This is a genomic window from Neobacillus niacini (genome assembly GCF_023715785.1).
Taxonomy (GTDB): domain Bacteria; phylum Bacillota; class Bacilli; order Bacillales; family Cytobacillaceae; genus Neobacillus; species Neobacillus niacini_E.
In genome coordinates, this window is record NZ_JAMBOX010000015.1 from 109,322 (window position 1) to 125,145 (window position 15,824).

A 15,824-nucleotide genomic window follows, 5' to 3' on the forward strand; every position below is an offset into this window, starting at 1 on the left:
TGTATAAATCATTATGGCCGGAAGGTTTGTCGGACAGTTCCGGTTCCGCCCCCAACTTCCACCTCGGCAAACGCGCCATTGATAAACGTCATCTGCGGTGGAATATGACCGCAATCGATATCGTAGATAATCGGAATCCCTAACTCATTGGCAAGATCTTTGTAAACATCCTCGACGTAGTAGTTTTTCACAGGAATATTGGGACCCCTCCCAAACATCAGGCCAGAACAATTATCAAACCAGCCTGCCAGTTTCATTTGGACCAGTGACCTGCGGAGGTCGGCCGTGTTTAATTCGCAATTCTCCAAATACCAAATGACGGGCTCGCCAGGGATGTGCTGAGTTCTGAAACCAGCCACATCACCAAATGGTGTACCGACAAGATGCCGGATAATATCAATGCAGCCGCCAAGCAATCGGCCATGAATTTTCTCAGTCTGGCCAGAAACTGTTTTCCAAACAGTCGGCTCAGTTAACTGAAACACGCATGGCGACGGATTCGAATGATTCCATGCCTTTTGATAGAGTTTCGAGGAGCGCTGGTGGATAGAATCACCAGTGTTTGTTGATAAAACAGCCCGCCACATCGCAGTTGTTTCGTCCGAAAATTCTCCACGCAAATCGATTAGGTTTGTTCCGTGGGCAGTAGCTATCCCGGTTTTTAAGGTAATAGCCAGTAAAAGACCACTCACATCGGAGTAGCCTAATACCCACTTGGTTTTCATAGTTTCAAAGTCAAGGTGCTCAAGAATCTCTACTAATAGGTCGCCGCCCCATGGAGGTAGGATGATGTCGATGTCATCGTCAGCTATCATATCGTTAAACTCAACAGCCCGTTTCAAAGCGGGTGCCGATTTTGCCTTATCTTCTGTCCAGACTGTTTCCCCGATGATTGTTTGAAACCCGTCCTGCTCGAGTCTTGTGCATGCCAACTTTACAAGATCATGCAATTCGGCAGGCACCCCAGATGAAGGTGCTGTCACTCCGATTGTCGCAGCCTGTTTTAAAAATGGATAGGTAATCATCCACATCCCCCTCAATGCTTTTAGATGATTTTACCAAATGCCAGGAAGTTTTGACAGAAAAAAACGAACAGTGATAAGCACTGTTCGCTTTGGGTTAAATCCCCAAGAAATTCAATGATTGGTTAAGCCCTTCTAAAGCAAAACTGCTTAAAAAGTGGAACACAAAGAGGGCAATAATGGGTGAAAAATCAATTGGCCCGAGCGGAGGGATGAACTTTCTAAAGAATCCCAAATAGGGTTCAACCAGTTTGCCAATCCCCTGGCCCACCTTCGAGGTTTGAAATCCAGGAAACCATGAACCGAAAATGGCGATAATAATCAACCAATAGTATAAATCAAATGCATATTTTCCAATTAGTAAAATGTTTGTACCCAAAATAAATCTCCTGCCTATTCAAGTTTTAAAAATTGCTATGTATCATATACGGTTGTCTACCAAGAAGGTTTCATTGATTTTTTTTTCGAATCTCCATCCGTGCCACCGAAGGCAATGCAGTAATGATCCGGGTCGATGATGGCAAACTCTTTCCATGGGCCCGAATTGGGATCAATCCATGGTTCCACTACAAATTTGGTGCTTTTTTCTTTAAATTCCTGATAAAGTTCGTCCAGTGCAGTCCAATTTTCCACGTAACAATAAATGTCTGGTGCCGGTAGTTTGTTAGGCCGGACATCTTCAGGGGAATTTGCCTGGAGCAACTTCACGGCCAATCCAGTAAACCCGTCGCGGATAGCCCACCAATCGGTCACTTCACAGCCAAGAACGTTGCGGTAAAAGGCCTGCGATTTTTTTAAATCGGAAACTAGCAATACGGTTAAGGAACTGTGAATTTGTCTATTCATTTCTATCATCCTTTACAAATTCTTTTATCAATATTACCATATAAAGGTTATGATAACCGTAAAAAGCTTTCAGGGATTGTGCTAAGTATAGTTTCATATAAAAAGGAAGTGTCGAAATTGTCGACTCCATTAACGATAAGGAAATATGCTGCTAATTGCAAGGATTGCTTCGGGTTGTGCTGTGTCGCATTGCCTTATGCAAAGTCGGCTGATTTCGCTTTTGATAAAAACGGTAGAACCCCCTGCAAAAATCTTCAGTCCGACTATCGCTGCCGGATTCACCAAGATCTCAGAAGAGAAGGGTTCCGCGGATGTACTGTATATGAGTGCTTCGGCGCCGGTCAAAAGGTTTCGCGGGTTACGTATGGCGGCAACGACTGGCGGGAGAACCCAGAGTCAGCAAAAGAGATGTTCGAGGTCTTTCCGATTATGCAGCAGCTTCACGAAATCCTTTATTATTTGAATGAGGCGCTTCATTTGGAGGCCACCCGGTCCATTCATAAGGAATTGCATGCTGCCTTGGACGAAACGGAAAGCCTTACGACTTTAGGGCCGCACGCAATAATCAACTTAGATGTCCCTGCGCACCGGGCGAAGGTAAATGAGCTGCTGTTAAAGACTAGCGAATTGGTCCGCGCCCAAACCCCATCCCGGAAAAATCGAAAACTCGGACGGGGAATGGACTTGCTCGGGGCCAAGTTAAGAAAGGCTGACCTGAGAGGGGCGAATCTAAGAGGGGCGCTGCTGATTGCGGCCGACCTTCGGGAAGCGGATCTGCGATTTGCCGACATGATTGGGGCGGATTTAAGGGACACCAACTTAAGCGGTGCAGACCTTACCGGGTGTGTTTTTCTGACCCAGGCCCAGTTGAATGCAGCGCAAGGTGATGGCAGGACCAAGCTGCCGCCGCATTTGCGGACGCCGGACCATTGGAAATAACCTGTTCGCGGATATAATTGTGATTATCGCAGATAAATTGAAAAAATCGCAGATATATTCAATTTTTCGCGGATATATTGAAATTAACGCAGATATATCCGATTTTTCCGCGGATATATTCTGCTCAAGTCCACAGACCAACCCCAAACCACACAAAAAAGCCCCGTTTCCACATGGATAACAGGGCTTTTTTAAAAAACAACTTTATTCACTTACCGGTTTCTTTAAAATACCCAATAAAATTGCCGAAACAACAGCACCAGCGACAACTGCTACCAGATACATCAGCCAATTGCCGTCCACTAGTGGCATGACGAATACTCCGCCGTGCGGCGCACGAAGTCCAATCCCGAACAACATCGATAATGCACCGGCAACGGCTGATCCAGCCATTACGGATGGAATGACGCGAAGCGGGTCGGCAGCCGCAAATGGGATCGCGCCTTCCGTAATAAACGATAATCCCATGATATAGTTGACGCGGCCAGCCGCTCGGTCCTGAACGCTAAATTTTTTCTTGAAAAATGTCGTCGCAAGGGCAATGCCTAACGGTGGTACCATGCCGGCTGCCATAATCGCAGCCATTGGCTCGTACACACCGTTTGCGATTAACCCTGTACCAAAGACGTAGGCTGCCTTGTTGACAGGGCCGCCCATATCAAATGACATCATTAAACCTAAAACAATTCCTAGTAAAATTGCATTTCCTGTTCCAAGACCAGACAACCAATCAGAAATCGCGGTATTTAACGCACCAACAGGTTTGTTGACAACAAAGACCATGATAAAACCGGTAATCGCAATTCCTAATAACGGGTACAATAGAATGGTCTTAATCCCTTCAAGTGAAGCAGGTACTCCGGCGAGCAGCTTTTTCAAGCCAACCACGACATAACCTGCCAAGAAACCTGCCACAAGTCCGCCAAGGAAGCCAGCACCTCCGCTGGCTGCGAGCGCTCCGCCCACCATACCCGCGGCAAAACCAGGGCGATCGGCAATACTCATCGCGATAAATCCGGCCAAGACTGGAACCATTAAGGCAAAGGCGTTTCCGCCGCCGATTTTCATCAAGGCTTCGGCAATGACATTGTAAGATGGATCATCCGGATTGGCAGAATTAAAGCCCCAAAGGAAGCTGATGGCGATTAAAATACCGCCTCCGACCACGAAAGGAAGCATGTTGGAAACACCGTTCATTAAGTGCTTGTAGATGGTCGAACCAATGCCGCGTCCGCCTTGTTCGGATTCCTGTTTGGAGCTGGAACCCCGATACACCGGTGCATCCTGCTTTAACGCCCGCTCAATCAATGCTTGAGGTTTACGAATCCCGTCCGCTACCGGAACTTCAATGACATGCTTGCCATTAAATCGGTTCATTTCCACTTTTGTATCAGCGGCAACGATGACCGCGACGGCATTTTCAATTTCATCGCCCGTCAGCACGTTTTTCGCGCCGCCGGAGCCGTTTGTTTCGACTTTGATATCGACACCCATTTCAGCGGCTTTGGATTTTAATGAATCCGCGGACATATACGTGTGGGCAATCCCGGTAGGGCAGGCAGTAACCGCCACGATGAATTGCTTCTTGCCGGCCATTGATTGCTCTTCTTCTTCATCTTCCTGGTCATGCGAGTTGATAATAGACAAAACCTCATCTTCAGATGCAGCCGTTAACAGCTGGCTTCGGACCTCTTCTTTTAAAAGAATTGTCGACAAGCGGGAAAGAGCTTCTAAGTGTGTATTGTTTGCTCCTTCTGTAGCCGCAATCATAAAGAATAGGTGGGCTGGCTGCCCGTCGAGTGATTCGTAGTTGACACCGCCAGTCGATCGTCCAAAGGCAATTGCTGCCTCTTTGACTGCCTCTGTTTTTGCATGGGGAATGGCGATGCCTTCGCCGATTCCGGTGGTGCTTTGGGCTTCACGATTTAAAATTGCTTGTTTAAATTGGGATCTGTCGGCTAATTTGCCCGCAGAAGCCAACACAGTAACCAGTTCTTCAATCACATCCGCTTTTTGCGAACTGTTCAAAGAGAGGTTGATCGTTTGTTTTGTTAATAGCTCTGTTATTCTCATAGTTTTTCACCTCTATTAAATAATCTGTTCCACTTGGACTTGCGGCAGTAAACCTTCTATTTGCTCACGGGTACATAACCCGATGGAAAAAGCGGTCGCACTGCCAGTTGCCACGCTAAACCGGAATGCCTCCTCAATGGAGTTTGTGTTTTGATAGGTTGCAATGAACCCGGCAACCATCGAGTCACCTGCGCCAACTGAGCTTTTGACTTCTCCTTTTGGCACCGTGGCCATGTAGGCTGCATCCTTATTGATCAGAACCGCGCCATTGCCGGCCAGCGACACAATCACGTTTTGCGCACCTTGTTTAACCAGCTCTTTTCCATAAGGAATCGCTTCTTCACAGGTGTTGATGACGACCCCGAACAAGTCGCCCAGTTCATGATGATTCGGCTTAATCAGAAACGGCTTTAAGGGGAGAACTCTTTTTAAAAGTTCACCTTCAGCATCGACGACAAACTTGGTTTCGTTTTCATCGCAGATTTCCGCAAGCTCTTCATACGTACTCTTCGGCATGGAGGAGGGAATGCTTCCGGCCAAAACAAGAGTATCCTCATCTGTCAGTGCGCGGATTTTCGCCTTTAACGCTTCGAAATTATCCTCAGTAATGGCAGGACCTTTGGCGTTCACCTCTGTTTCGCTATCGGCTTTAAGCTTGACGTTAATGCGGGTATCTTCGGCTACTCTGACAAAATCTGTATCAATCTTTAATTCTTTTAAAAAACTTTTCACATAATCACCGGTAAAGCCACCGATAAATCCCAGTGCCAAACTGTCAACGTCTAATCTCTTTAATACTTGGGAGACATTAATGCCCTTTCCGCCAGGTAACTTGGTTTCATGTTTTGTTCTATTTAATTCACCCACCTTGACTTGGTCAAGTTCGACAATGTAATCAAGCGATGGGTTTAACGTAACTGTGTAAATCATGCTAATACCACCTTTATGTTTGTCTTGCTGTGGAACTGCTCTTTCAACTCAGGGTCCAAATCATTCGTTATGATGGTTGCCGCGTGTATATCGGCAATTTTTGAAAAAGCAATCTCGGAAAACTTGGATTCATCCGCGAGAATAAAGGCTTCGCGGGATAACGAAATCGCTTTTTGTTTGATCTGCGCTTCCTCGGGGTCCGGGGTGGTGTAGCCAAATTGCGGGTGTACCCCATTGGCGCCCATGAAGCATTTATCAAATCGGTAATACTCGAGGCTTTCCAAGGCCCCTCGGCCAATCATCGCTTTTGTGGTGGGCTTGCAATGGCCTCCGATTAAAAGGGTTTTGATCTTTTTATCCAGCAGTTCATTGGCATGCATCAGGCCGTTCGTGACGACGACAATGTCCTCCGGCAGAAATGGAATCATCTCAAATATGGTAGAACCCGCATCGAGGTATATGCAATCTCCTGCTTCAACCAAACTTCCAGCATATTGGGCAATTGCCTTTTTGGCTTGAAGGTTTTTGGAGGATTTCTCAGACATGCTTGGTTCCTGAAGCTTGCCTTGCAATCTCGCTGCACCGCCATGAACTCGCTTGAGAAATTTCCCTTGTTCCAATTGAATCAAATCACGGCGAATTGTTGACTCGGAAGAGTTCGTTAATTCAATAAGCTCCTGAAGCTTGACCGTGTTCTTTGACTTCAATGCGTCTAATATGATTTGATGGCGTTCTGGCTCCAACAAAAGTATCGCCTCCTAAAACGCTTTCACTTAATAAACTTATTTTACTGCTGAATCCATTTAAAATCAATCATAAACATCCATAAACAATCATTACCATTCAAAAACTGTCGCAGAAAGGACAAATCTGGTTTATTTTCCCTGATTTATACGAGCCTATGAGTCTTGGAAACAGATTCAAAACAAAAAAAATAAGCCGAGAATTTTCGGCTTATGTCATTATTTTTTTTTCTTTTTTGGATCAACAACAGGCTGTTTTTGCTTCAGGATTTCCAATGTCACTTGAACATGAATATTTTTATCATCAATATTTTTTACCGCTGTAACCTTAGCTTTCCGGCCTTTAATTTTTAAATCCTCACCGACAGACGGAGCTTGTTTGAGCAGCTGCGTTAATAACGCGTTTTTGTTTTCAAAAAAATGGACAGCAAACATCGGCCTCACCCTTTTTCTATAGAGTTATAGAAAATATATGTGGTTTATTTAATTTCGATAACAGATGGAGCGGGATTAGTTTTTTAATAAATTCCATTTATTTCATAAAAATCACTTGCTAAACTAACGGGTGTTAGTTATAATGCAATTACACTAACGAACGTTAGTATATGATTTAGCCTTGCGGACAGGGAGATGGATGGGATGTTAAAAAGATTGATTGGCGGGTACGTGTCGCCTTATCGGGATAAACAGGGGAAATTGGTGCCAACTAGCGTGTCGATATTGGAAAAGGTAAAACTTGGCGGGGTAGAGCAGTGGATTACGATTCGCGGCCGAAACAAGGAGCTGCCGATTCTGTTATTCCTCCACGGAGGTCCGGGAAGCCCCCAAACAGGAGCACAGCAAAAATATAATCGTGATCTGGAAGATCATTACTTGGTGGTTAACTGGGATCAAAGAGGCTCGGGGAAATCCTTTTCTCCTGAGGTAACCGCCGAAACTATGGGTGGAACAGTATGTTGATTTTGTGGAAGCTCCAGAGAAACACCTTGTCATTCTGGAAGAATCTGGACATCTTGCCATCTTTGAAGAGCCGGAAAAATTTAATGATGTATTAATCAAGCAGGTACTGCCGTTATATTTGCAAATCCAGCAGGAAAGGAGACCGAAGAACGTAATATGACGAAAACGATCTCAACAAAGGACAAAATATTAGACGTAGCCATCGACCTATTTTCACAAAACGGATACAGCGGTGTCTCAATCCGCGAGATTACCAGGGAAGTGGGGATTAAGGAAAGCTCACTTTACAACCACTTTCAGAATAAGGACGAAATCATAATGACGATATTTTCAATGTTCCAAGAGGAATTCGCCAAGACCCTGCCGCCGATTGAGGTGCTTGATGTTATTCTCGCCAACTCAAGCATTGAGCAATTTTTCGCCAAAGGCTTCGAGAACTTTAAGGAACATATTGATCAACCCGTTAACGAGAAACTGTGGCGGATTCTGTACATCGAGCATTATCGCAATACCCAGGCAAGAGAGCTGTTTTTAAATGACATCATTAAAAAGACACTCGATTTCCTTGAAGTTGTCTTTGAAAAATTGATTGCGTTAGGAAAAGTAAAGCCTTTTGACCCGTCACTGCTGGCGGCGGAATACCAGTATCCGATGTTTTCGATGCTCGTCGAATATAACATGCTTCGATTTGACGGGAAGGATACGAGTCTAATTGAAAAGAGGATGAAGGACCATCTGGTGTTTTTGCTTGATATCATTAAAATAGAGGGCACTAATAAATAAAAGATGTAGGATTTGGGCAGCCAATCATGTGGATTGGCTGCCCATTCTTATCTGTAGGAGACAACTAGGTTGTTAATAAGCGGGTGCTCCTTATGTCTGGAATTATTTCCATTTTGTGCTAAAATGGAGGGGTGAATTTTTCAGACTAGAAGAACAGAAATGGAGATATAGTCAATATGCCTCATACCCAAAAACCGTCGCTAAATAACAATCTATATTTATAGCAAATTAAATAATAGAGATAAAAAGGGGTAATCTTGTGGAAAGCTTACCATGTCAAGGATGCAGAGGCCTTTGCTGCGGTCCTGTGTCTATCACGGAGAGGGAATGGAAAAAAATAAAGAAAAAAGTAAAATCGATGCCAAGGTTGAAACGCCAAGAGCTTGAAAGCCAAACGAGATTTTACGGGACCTGCATTTTTTACGACGTGGAAAATGATAAGTGCGGCATCTATTCGGCGCGTCCGGATGTATGCCAGAAGTTCGGCTATTACAAGGGGCTTGCCTGTTTTCGCAAGCCTGAATTTGCGACGAAAAATTTGCCGGATAATAATGAGAGATACATAGGGACATTGTCGGTTGATTTTACCTGGAAGGATTTACATTAAATGCAAGTACCTGAAATTGTTAATGAGGTTTTGGATACATATTTCAGTTTGATTGATTCAAAATGTCCGAATTTGCTAGAGTCCTATTATATTTATGGTTCTGTTTCGATGGGGGCGTTCGACTCCGGTTCAAGTGATATCGATTTTTTTGCCGTTGTTAAGAGGGGCCCTACGGAAAGGGATGTTGATGTTTTAAAACTAATTCATTCCGAGGTTCAAGCGAAATTTCCAAGGTTGTTTTTGGATGGAATGTATGTAGCGGCAGGTGATTTAAGAGGGATTGAAGATGCGGTTGGACCTTATTTTAATGAAGGAAAACTGCAGGGGTATAAGCCGTTTAGTAAGGACCATATCGATGCCTTCCAGATTAAAAAATACGGGATCGTAATCAAGGGTGACCCTGGAAAGTATGGCCTTACCGTTGATTGGGATCTTTTGCTTGAGAATATGTTAACTAATCTGAATACCTATTGGGTGGGTTGGAAGAAACGCTGTGAAAGGGTGGGATCTCCCGATTTTTTCGGCATGTTATTCAGATTAGACTCAATAGAATGGGGCGTCTTGGGAGTAACACGCCTTTATTATACCTTTAGGGAAAAGGACATCACCTCTAAGAGCGGAGCAGGGGAGTATGCCCTTCAAACCCTTCCGCCCAAGTGGCATCGAATTATCAACGAGTCGATGAGATTAAGGAAGAACATCAAAAAATCTTACTACCATTCTGTCTTTAAAAGGCGCAGGGACGTTCTGGAATATATGGAGTTCATCATCCAAGAGTGCAATGATTTTTATAAAAATGAAAGACATATGTGAAGTAGCCGTGGTAATAGACTGGTTCTAAAAGACACTTTACCCAGTGTCTAGGCTGAAAATGTCTAATAGAACGCTTCTAAAAGACAGTTTGCCAGTCATCCTGCCCAAAAGTGTCTAATAGATTGCGCCTATTAGACACTTTGCCGATCATACAGCTTGAAAATGTTTAAAAGACATTTTCCGCTATGTAGTATTTAAAAATGGCTTTGTATACATATGAATAGAAGGGAGAAATTTTCATGAAAACAGCATTAATTCTCGGAGGAACACAATTTGTCGGCAAGCGCTTGGTACAATTATTACTAGATGAAGGGATTGAGGTCACGATTGCAACGAGGGGACTGACAGCCGACCCTTTTGGAGAGACGGTATCTAGACTCAAAATTGATCGCGAGGATGCCGACACATTAAACCAAGCCTTTCACGATAAGGAATGGGATGTTGTCTTTGATCAAACCTGCTATTCTTCCCAGGAAGCCCATGACACGCTGCAGGCCCTAAATGGAAAAATCAAAAAATACATCTTCACCTCAAGCCAGGCTGTCTATGATTTTGGCACCATGCATAAAGAAGAAAACTTTGACCCCAAAACATTCAAGCCCATTTTAAAAAATCGCCGGGAGTACATCGGCTATGTCGGTTACCAAGAGGCGAAGCGCGCCGCAGAAGCTATACTTTTTCAAAAGGCACCAGTTCCAGTTGTCGCTGTTCGTTTTTCCATTATCATCGGTCAAGACGATTACACAAACCGCTTAAAGTTTCATGTCGATCATGTTAACCAGGGCAAACCGATGTTCATCGAAAATCCTGACATGAGATATAGCTTCATAGATTCAAAGGAAGCCGCACAGTTTTTGCTGAATATTGCAAAGTCCGATTACCAAGGGGCGATTAATCCGGGCTCAAGCGGCGACATCAGCTTGCGTGAATTAGTAACTTTAATCGAAACAATAACGGAAATAAAAGCAACATTAAGCCCAGATGGGGATCCGTCGCCATATAACTTGCCAGGTTCATGGTCAACGGACACCAGCCTTGCCAAGTCAATGGGGCATAGGTTTACACCATTAGGTCAACTGTTGGAGGAATTGATTGATTCCATTCTAAAGGGCGGTGACCGAGTGAAAAAACAAAAGCAAATCAGGATCTTTGATAAGCAGGCAGGCAAATACGCCAAACGAGAAGAAGGCCCGAACCAGAAACGCTGGCGAAAAAATCTGTTGAGTCATGCTGAGGGCAGAGTGCTGGAGCTGGCCGTCGGGGCAGGGGCAAACTTCCCATACTATTCCCGAGACGTGAAGATAACCGCAACGGATTTCAGCGAGGCTATGCTCCAAAAGGCAAAACATGCCGCAAAATCCTACGGTTTTCAGGCTGATTTTATTAGCGGGGATATCGAAGCGATGGACTTTCCCGATGCATCCTTTGACACGATTGTTTCGACATTATCGTTTTGCAGCTATGATAAACCCTTAATGGTCCTTGAAAAAATCAATCGCTGGTGTAAGCCGGACGGGAAAATTTTGTTGATGGAGCATGGAATCAGTTCAAACGCCGCTGTTTCCGCACTTCAAAAGACATTGAACCCTCTTTTGTACCGATTCTCCGGATGTCATCATACTAGAAACATTCTCAAAATAATTCGGGAATCCGGAATGACGATTGAAAAATCGGAAAGCTACTGGATGAACATGGTTCATCTAATCTGGGCGAAGCCGAAATCCAAAAAATGAGGAATACAAAATGATAGAAGAAAAGATCAAACTTAAAAATTCGATAACCTTAAATGTCCAGCATACAGAAGGCCAAACTGAGAAACCCACCGTTTTGCTGCTTCATTTTAGCGGTGGAACCTCCCATATGTGGGACGGGGTAATCCCCTACCTGTTACAGGAGTATCGAATTATTGCCCCTGATTTAAGAGGGCATGGTAAGTCTGACCGCCCGGCGACCGGGTACCATATCGATGATTTTGCCAATGATCTGTATTTATTATTAGAAGAGTTGAAGATTCAAGGCTGTCATGTCGTCTGCAGTTCGATGGGAGCGGAAGTGGGACTGAGTTTGGCGGCTTCGCATCCAGAACTGGTCCTGTCTCTCGTTTGTGAAGGGGCGCTTCACAACGAATACGGGGAGTATGGCTTATTTAACGGCACCCCTGACGAAATTGAGGCGGAAAAAGACCGGCTCATCGCACAGTTAGATGAACGAAAACTGAAAACGTATCAAACGCTATCAGATTTTATTGAGGATTATAGAGCACCGTTGGAAAAAGAGGTCCTCTGGAACGAGCATTTCCAGGCATTCATCGAAAGCTGTATCGAGGAATTGCCTGAAGGAAGCCTTGAGCATTTTTATAAAAATCATGTCAGAACGGAGTATATTCTAAAATATTTGGATGTCCGCTTTGAGGAGTACTACCAGAAAACCTCCTGCCCGATTCTGTTCTTGCCGAGTGAGGAGGAGTGGACAAATCCAAAAATAAGGCATAGTCTGGATTATTTTTCGAGTCTGACCAGTAAATTTAAGATTCAAAGGATTGAAGGTTCGGTTCATGCGTATGTTTGGATGCAGTTCCCGAGAAAGGGAGCGGAAGTAGTCAATACATTTATAAAGGACCTGTAGAAGAGCCAGCCGGCTCCTTCTATAGGTCCTTCATCATTCCTTTACGTAATGTTGTAATACCAAATTCCAAATAACCTTTTAAGCAGGTCAACATATACACCCAGCCCTCTTTGTTGTCGACCAATTTAAAGGTAAGCTCCGGATCGTTTTCGTCGAACCTTTCCTCGACCACTTCAATAATTGAAGCCTCTTGGCCGGTTTCGGTAATGGTAATGGTAACCTGATGTTCATCCTCTGGGGGTCCCCAAAGAAAGGCAATCTTCCTATTCACCTCTACCTCGACTACCTTGATATCTAGGACGGCGTTGTACTCATCATACCTTAGCGTAACCGTTTTGCCTTGGTCCCATCTTTCCGAACTGGAGGAGAACCAAAAATTTCCGATGTTTGCCGGGTCGACAAATGCCTCAAACACTTCATTGGCCGGTTTCAAAATAGTAAACTTCGTCACGTTTTTCATAAAATGGTCCCTCGTTTCGATAAATTAGGCATTTCTATCCTGCCCAATCCAAATGGATCTCAATCCCGTTTTCATATGAGATGGACAACCGATAAAACTATCTTGATATTACCATATTTTATTAATTAGTGGTTTTCCAAGAGTAATTACGAACGAATTTATATAAGTCTGAAAACTTTTGCAGGAAAATAGGCATGAATCGAGAAGTCTATATGTAGAAGATAGGAAATTTGTTCAGACAGAGACAGTTTGAATATACATAAAGATTTTAACTTTAAAAGGAAGGAGCAAAATCCAATGGTTTCGTTTGAGGAAAAAAAGGTTATTTTTAAATCATTTAAGCTTAAGGAAAAAGAAATCAGTAATGGAAGGGTTAATTTTATTTATCCGGAAAGCAAGCAAAAAGGCCAAGTGCTGGCGCGGGAATTACAGCCAAGCGGGAATGGTTATGTCATCGGAAAGTACATGCCCAATGAGGTCCTAGAGAAAAATGGTTACCAGGTTGATGCTCGAGGCTGGATTTCGATTAAGGATTTCCCGAAGGATGAACTGGCAAAGCTAATCACCGAGGCGATGAAGTCCATGTCGGGGCAAGAAGTTAAAATGGTCCAAATGAACGAGGCGGTCATTGTAGAAAAGCAGGTTGAACATGCAGAAGAGGTTGTGGAAGAAACCCAAGAAGACACGGTAATAGAGAGCGACCAGGTGGAAGCAGCCGTTGGAGAAATAGAAGAAGCTGCGGAAGCATCTTTAATCACAACCGAGGTTGAGGCACCAGTAGAAAAGGAAGCTGTGAAAATCCAAAAACCGGATACTCAGCATGCCGCTCACAAAGAAAAACCTGTTGACCCATATTTAGAATATGAGCAGTACCCGTTATCCTGTTTGTTCGCCTGGGTGGGTTTGGCCCTGTCCAGCATGGAAACTGGCTTTTTGATTTGGAGAAATGCGATTCGGAAATACGGTGAATTACGCCAAAAATAAATAAAAAAAATGAAAAGCTGTCAGAACGACAGCTTTTCTACTTTTCACTATTCTTTTGGGTTACGGATTTTGTAGATGAGTGTGGCAATTAAAGTCGAAGGCAAATTATACAGACTGCCCTGCAGATTATATTGCAGCTGCTGCTCCTCGAAGGACATGTCGTCGTAAATTTCGTTGTGGGATTTATTCAGTTTCTTAAACCGTTGCTTCGTTTCGGCGATATAGGCATATTGGACAGGAATCATGATGAGGGCATAGATGGCATAGACAGAAATAAGAATCCATATAACCAAATCCAAGGTTCATTACCCCTTTCAGAATGGCCTTTTTATATTGTACGAATAGAAATGATGAAAGTTTTGTGTTTATCTAAATATGTACGTAGCCCCTTCGATTTAATCAAGGACTTTAATAAAAATGCGGACCATCCATCTTACCAGGAGGTAAATCGGTTCAACAAGATCAAAGCCAATGTCAATCAGGTCCCAACTTTTATTTTTCTTCCGTTTCTTTTTCAACTTCATCTTCCTCCACCCCCGTTGTTTTTAATACGATTATATGGAAAAAAAGTTTCAAATGAATTGGCTGGAATTTTGAATATTATTACTATTAGTTATCGATTATGCTAGAATTTTATTATCATAAAATAGTGGGAGCGGAAATAAAGTGAATTGGTCAGATATCCCTTACATGTGGCAGGAATGTTTTAAGGAAGCGTGGTCATCATTTCAGGAAGGATCAAGGCCGATTGGGGCTTTGATTACCGATTCGGAAGGAGAAATTGTGGCAAGGGGAAAGAGTGCCACCTTTGCCGAACTTTCAGATAGTGTTATCTCACATAACGAATTGGCCCATGCTGAAATGAACGCGCTGTTAAAACTGGATAACCGGGTCCATCAAAAGGTGAATTCTTACGTTTTGTATACGACAATGGAACCATGCCCGTTATGCTTCGGGGCATTTTATATGAGCGGGATCCGTAATCTAGAATATGCCGCCAAGGATAAATTCGGCGGCAGCACGAATTTGAAGGACACGACTCCTTATTTAAGCCGCAAGCCCATCCAGATTAACGGGCCAATCGCTTTTTTGGAGAATTTCTCAATTCTTTTAAATGTTTATTTTGACCAAATGATTGGTTTTAAAAGGGGGGACAAAGTCCAAAAGCTGATGGCAGAGGACTATCCGCGGGCAGTTGAACTGGCAGGTGCATGGTTTAGTGGGCAGAGATTAAAAGATTTCCAGCAGTTGGAAGTACAAGGGGTATATGAGATGATGCTGGATGATTTATACGAGGGGTGACAGAAAGTGGATTTTCTTTTAAGAAAAGTGTTTATCGGGAAGCCAAAAACGGTAGGAGATAACGATGCTGAGAGCGTAATGGACCGGGAATGGACAAGTGCGATTTTTAAAGAGCCGGTTGAAGGGGCCGTTTGGGTCGGCAAAACCGGTTTGACTGGCGACGGGGTATTTGATACGAAGAACCATGGTGGACCAGAGAAAGCGGTGTTTGCCTATTCGTTGGAAAACTATTCCTATTGGCAGAGGGAACTTGGCCATTCAGCAATCGGGCCCGGCGGGATGGGCGAGAACTTTTTATTGGAAAATTTGACAGAGGACACGGTTTCGATTGGCGATACGTTCCAAATCGGCGAAGCGGTTGTACAGGTGTCGCAGCCGCGGCAGCCATGCTGGAAACCGGCCCGCCGTTTTAGAATTAAAACCCTTGCGCTACTTATACAAAATACAGGCCGAACTGGCTGGTATTTTCGCGTATTAAAAGAAGGACTGGTAGAAGAGGGACGGACATTTACGCTGCTTGAGCGCCCATATCCGCAATGGACGATTCAAAAGTGCAATGAAATTCTCCATGCCAAGCAGCCAAATTTTGAGGAAATGCAGGAGCTTTCTCAATGTGAACTGCTGGCGCCCAGCATGAGAGCGACATTAGAAAAGCGGGGGGCCTTGAAGGCAATCCCCGATATTACGAATAGGGTTTATGGACCGAATGATGAAGGACAAAGTCAGTAAAGCATTGA

21 protein-coding genes are annotated in these 15,824 nt (G+C 43.9%); 11 read left to right on the forward strand and 10 right to left on the reverse strand.

What is annotated here, in order from left to right:
• Positions 1-11: 11 nt before the first annotated feature.
• The 3 genes from M3234_RS22445 to M3234_RS22455 all read right to left on the reverse strand — a co-directional run bounded on the left by M3234_RS22445 (position 12) and on the right by M3234_RS22455 (position 1,868).
• Complete coding sequence (locus tag M3234_RS22445; RefSeq protein WP_262306842.1) at positions 12-1,025, reverse strand: S66 family peptidase; 1,014 nt, start codon at positions 1,023-1,025, stop codon at positions 12-14.
• A gap of 94 nt (positions 1,026-1,119) precedes the next feature.
• Positions 1,120-1,401 carry a YggT family protein gene (locus tag M3234_RS22450; RefSeq protein ID WP_262306843.1) on the reverse strand — a complete coding sequence of 94 codons (282 nt, stop codon included), beginning with the start codon at positions 1,399-1,401 and terminating at the stop codon, positions 1,120-1,122.
• Between the two features lie 56 nt (positions 1,402-1,457).
• On the reverse strand, positions 1,458-1,868 hold the full coding sequence (locus M3234_RS22455) for a VOC family protein (protein WP_262306844.1): 411 nt from the start codon (positions 1,866-1,868) through the stop codon (positions 1,458-1,460).
• A gap of 108 nt (positions 1,869-1,976) precedes the next feature.
• Here M3234_RS22455 and M3234_RS22460 point away from each other — a divergent pair, with 108 nt between their 5' ends.
• Complete coding sequence (locus M3234_RS22460; protein ID WP_396953983.1) at positions 1,977-2,807, forward strand: pentapeptide repeat-containing protein; 831 nt, start codon at positions 1,977-1,979, stop codon at positions 2,805-2,807.
• Positions 2,808-3,011: 204 nt separating this feature from the next.
• Here the strand turns inward: M3234_RS22460 and M3234_RS22465 are convergent, their stop codons facing one another.
• From M3234_RS22465 to M3234_RS22480, 4 genes are all read right to left on the reverse strand, one after another.
• Complete coding sequence (locus M3234_RS22465) at positions 3,012-4,880, reverse strand: PTS fructose transporter subunit IIABC (RefSeq protein ID WP_262306846.1); 1,869 nt, start codon at positions 4,878-4,880, stop codon at positions 3,012-3,014.
• Between the two features lie 15 nt (positions 4,881-4,895).
• A complete protein-coding gene (pfkB, locus tag M3234_RS22470; protein WP_262306847.1) occupies positions 4,896-5,810 on the reverse strand; it encodes a 1-phosphofructokinase in 915 nt (304 codons plus the stop codon).
• A complete protein-coding gene (locus M3234_RS22475; RefSeq protein WP_262306848.1) occupies positions 5,807-6,556 on the reverse strand; it encodes a DeoR/GlpR family DNA-binding transcription regulator in 750 nt (249 codons plus the stop codon). The genes pfkB and M3234_RS22475 overlap by 4 nt, the downstream gene beginning before the upstream one ends.
• Positions 6,557-6,772: 216 nt before the next feature.
• Positions 6,773-6,988 carry a hypothetical protein gene (locus M3234_RS22480; protein ID WP_262306849.1) on the reverse strand — a complete coding sequence of 72 codons (216 nt, stop codon included), beginning with the start codon at positions 6,986-6,988 and terminating at the stop codon, positions 6,773-6,775.
• Positions 6,989-7,192: 204 nt separating this feature from the next.
• On the opposite strand from M3234_RS22480, the gene M3234_RS22485 reads away from it, so the two are divergent.
• The 7 genes from M3234_RS22485 (at position 7,193) to M3234_RS22515 (ending at position 12,341) form a co-directional block, all read left to right on the forward strand.
• Positions 7,193-7,513 carry an alpha/beta fold hydrolase gene (locus M3234_RS22485; RefSeq protein WP_262306850.1) on the forward strand — a complete coding sequence of 107 codons (321 nt, stop codon included), beginning with the start codon at positions 7,193-7,195 and terminating at the stop codon, positions 7,511-7,513.
• Positions 7,497-7,673: a hypothetical protein gene (locus M3234_RS22490; protein ID WP_262306851.1), complete on the forward strand. Its 177-nt coding sequence runs from the start codon at positions 7,497-7,499 to the stop codon at positions 7,671-7,673. The genes M3234_RS22485 and M3234_RS22490 overlap by 17 nt, the downstream gene beginning before the upstream one ends.
• Positions 7,670-8,296 carry a TetR/AcrR family transcriptional regulator gene (locus tag M3234_RS22495; protein WP_262306852.1) on the forward strand — a complete coding sequence of 209 codons (627 nt, stop codon included), beginning with the start codon at positions 7,670-7,672 and terminating at the stop codon, positions 8,294-8,296. The genes M3234_RS22490 and M3234_RS22495 overlap by 4 nt, the downstream gene beginning before the upstream one ends.
• Before the next feature lie 259 nt (positions 8,297-8,555).
• Complete coding sequence (locus M3234_RS22500) at positions 8,556-8,903, forward strand: YkgJ family cysteine cluster protein (protein ID WP_262306853.1); 348 nt, start codon at positions 8,556-8,558, stop codon at positions 8,901-8,903.
• Complete coding sequence (locus tag M3234_RS22505; RefSeq protein ID WP_262306854.1) at positions 8,904-9,716, forward strand: DUF4111 domain-containing protein; 813 nt, start codon at positions 8,904-8,906, stop codon at positions 9,714-9,716.
• A 239-nt stretch (positions 9,717-9,955) separates the two neighbouring features.
• A complete protein-coding gene (locus M3234_RS22510; protein WP_262306855.1) occupies positions 9,956-11,449 on the forward strand; it encodes a class I SAM-dependent methyltransferase in 1,494 nt (497 codons plus the stop codon).
• Between the two features lie 10 nt (positions 11,450-11,459).
• Positions 11,460-12,341, forward strand: a complete 882-nt coding sequence (locus M3234_RS22515) for an alpha/beta hydrolase (RefSeq protein ID WP_262306856.1) — start codon at positions 11,460-11,462, stop codon at positions 12,339-12,341.
• A 19-nt stretch (positions 12,342-12,360) separates the two neighbouring features.
• On the opposite strand, the gene M3234_RS22520 is transcribed toward M3234_RS22515, so the two are convergent.
• Positions 12,361-12,801: an SRPBCC domain-containing protein gene (locus M3234_RS22520; RefSeq protein ID WP_262306857.1), complete on the reverse strand. Its 441-nt coding sequence runs from the start codon at positions 12,799-12,801 to the stop codon at positions 12,361-12,363.
• 297 nt (positions 12,802-13,098) lie between these two features.
• On the opposite strand from M3234_RS22520, the gene M3234_RS22525 reads away from it, so the two are divergent.
• On the forward strand, positions 13,099-13,785 hold the full coding sequence (locus M3234_RS22525; protein ID WP_262306858.1) for a hypothetical protein: 687 nt from the start codon (positions 13,099-13,101) through the stop codon (positions 13,783-13,785).
• A gap of 47 nt (positions 13,786-13,832) precedes the next feature.
• Here the strand turns inward: M3234_RS22525 and M3234_RS22530 are convergent, their stop codons facing one another.
• Together M3234_RS22530 and M3234_RS29375 are read right to left on the reverse strand one after the other, a co-directional pair.
• Positions 13,833-14,084 carry a DUF3949 domain-containing protein gene (locus M3234_RS22530; protein ID WP_262306859.1) on the reverse strand — a complete coding sequence of 84 codons (252 nt, stop codon included), beginning with the start codon at positions 14,082-14,084 and terminating at the stop codon, positions 13,833-13,835.
• 96 nt (positions 14,085-14,180) lie between these two features.
• Positions 14,181-14,309: a hypothetical protein gene (locus tag M3234_RS29375; RefSeq protein ID WP_285858596.1), complete on the reverse strand. Its 129-nt coding sequence runs from the start codon at positions 14,307-14,309 to the stop codon at positions 14,181-14,183.
• Positions 14,310-14,451: 142 nt separating this feature from the next.
• Between M3234_RS29375 and M3234_RS22535 the strand changes: the two genes are divergently transcribed.
• Together M3234_RS22535 and M3234_RS22540 are read left to right on the forward strand one after the other, a co-directional pair.
• Positions 14,452-15,087 carry a nucleoside deaminase gene (locus tag M3234_RS22535; protein ID WP_262306860.1) on the forward strand — a complete coding sequence of 212 codons (636 nt, stop codon included), beginning with the start codon at positions 14,452-14,454 and terminating at the stop codon, positions 15,085-15,087.
• A 6-nt stretch (positions 15,088-15,093) separates the two neighbouring features.
• Positions 15,094-15,816, forward strand: a complete 723-nt coding sequence (locus M3234_RS22540; RefSeq protein ID WP_262306861.1) for an MOSC domain-containing protein — start codon at positions 15,094-15,096, stop codon at positions 15,814-15,816.
• Positions 15,817-15,824 lie beyond the last annotated feature (8 nt).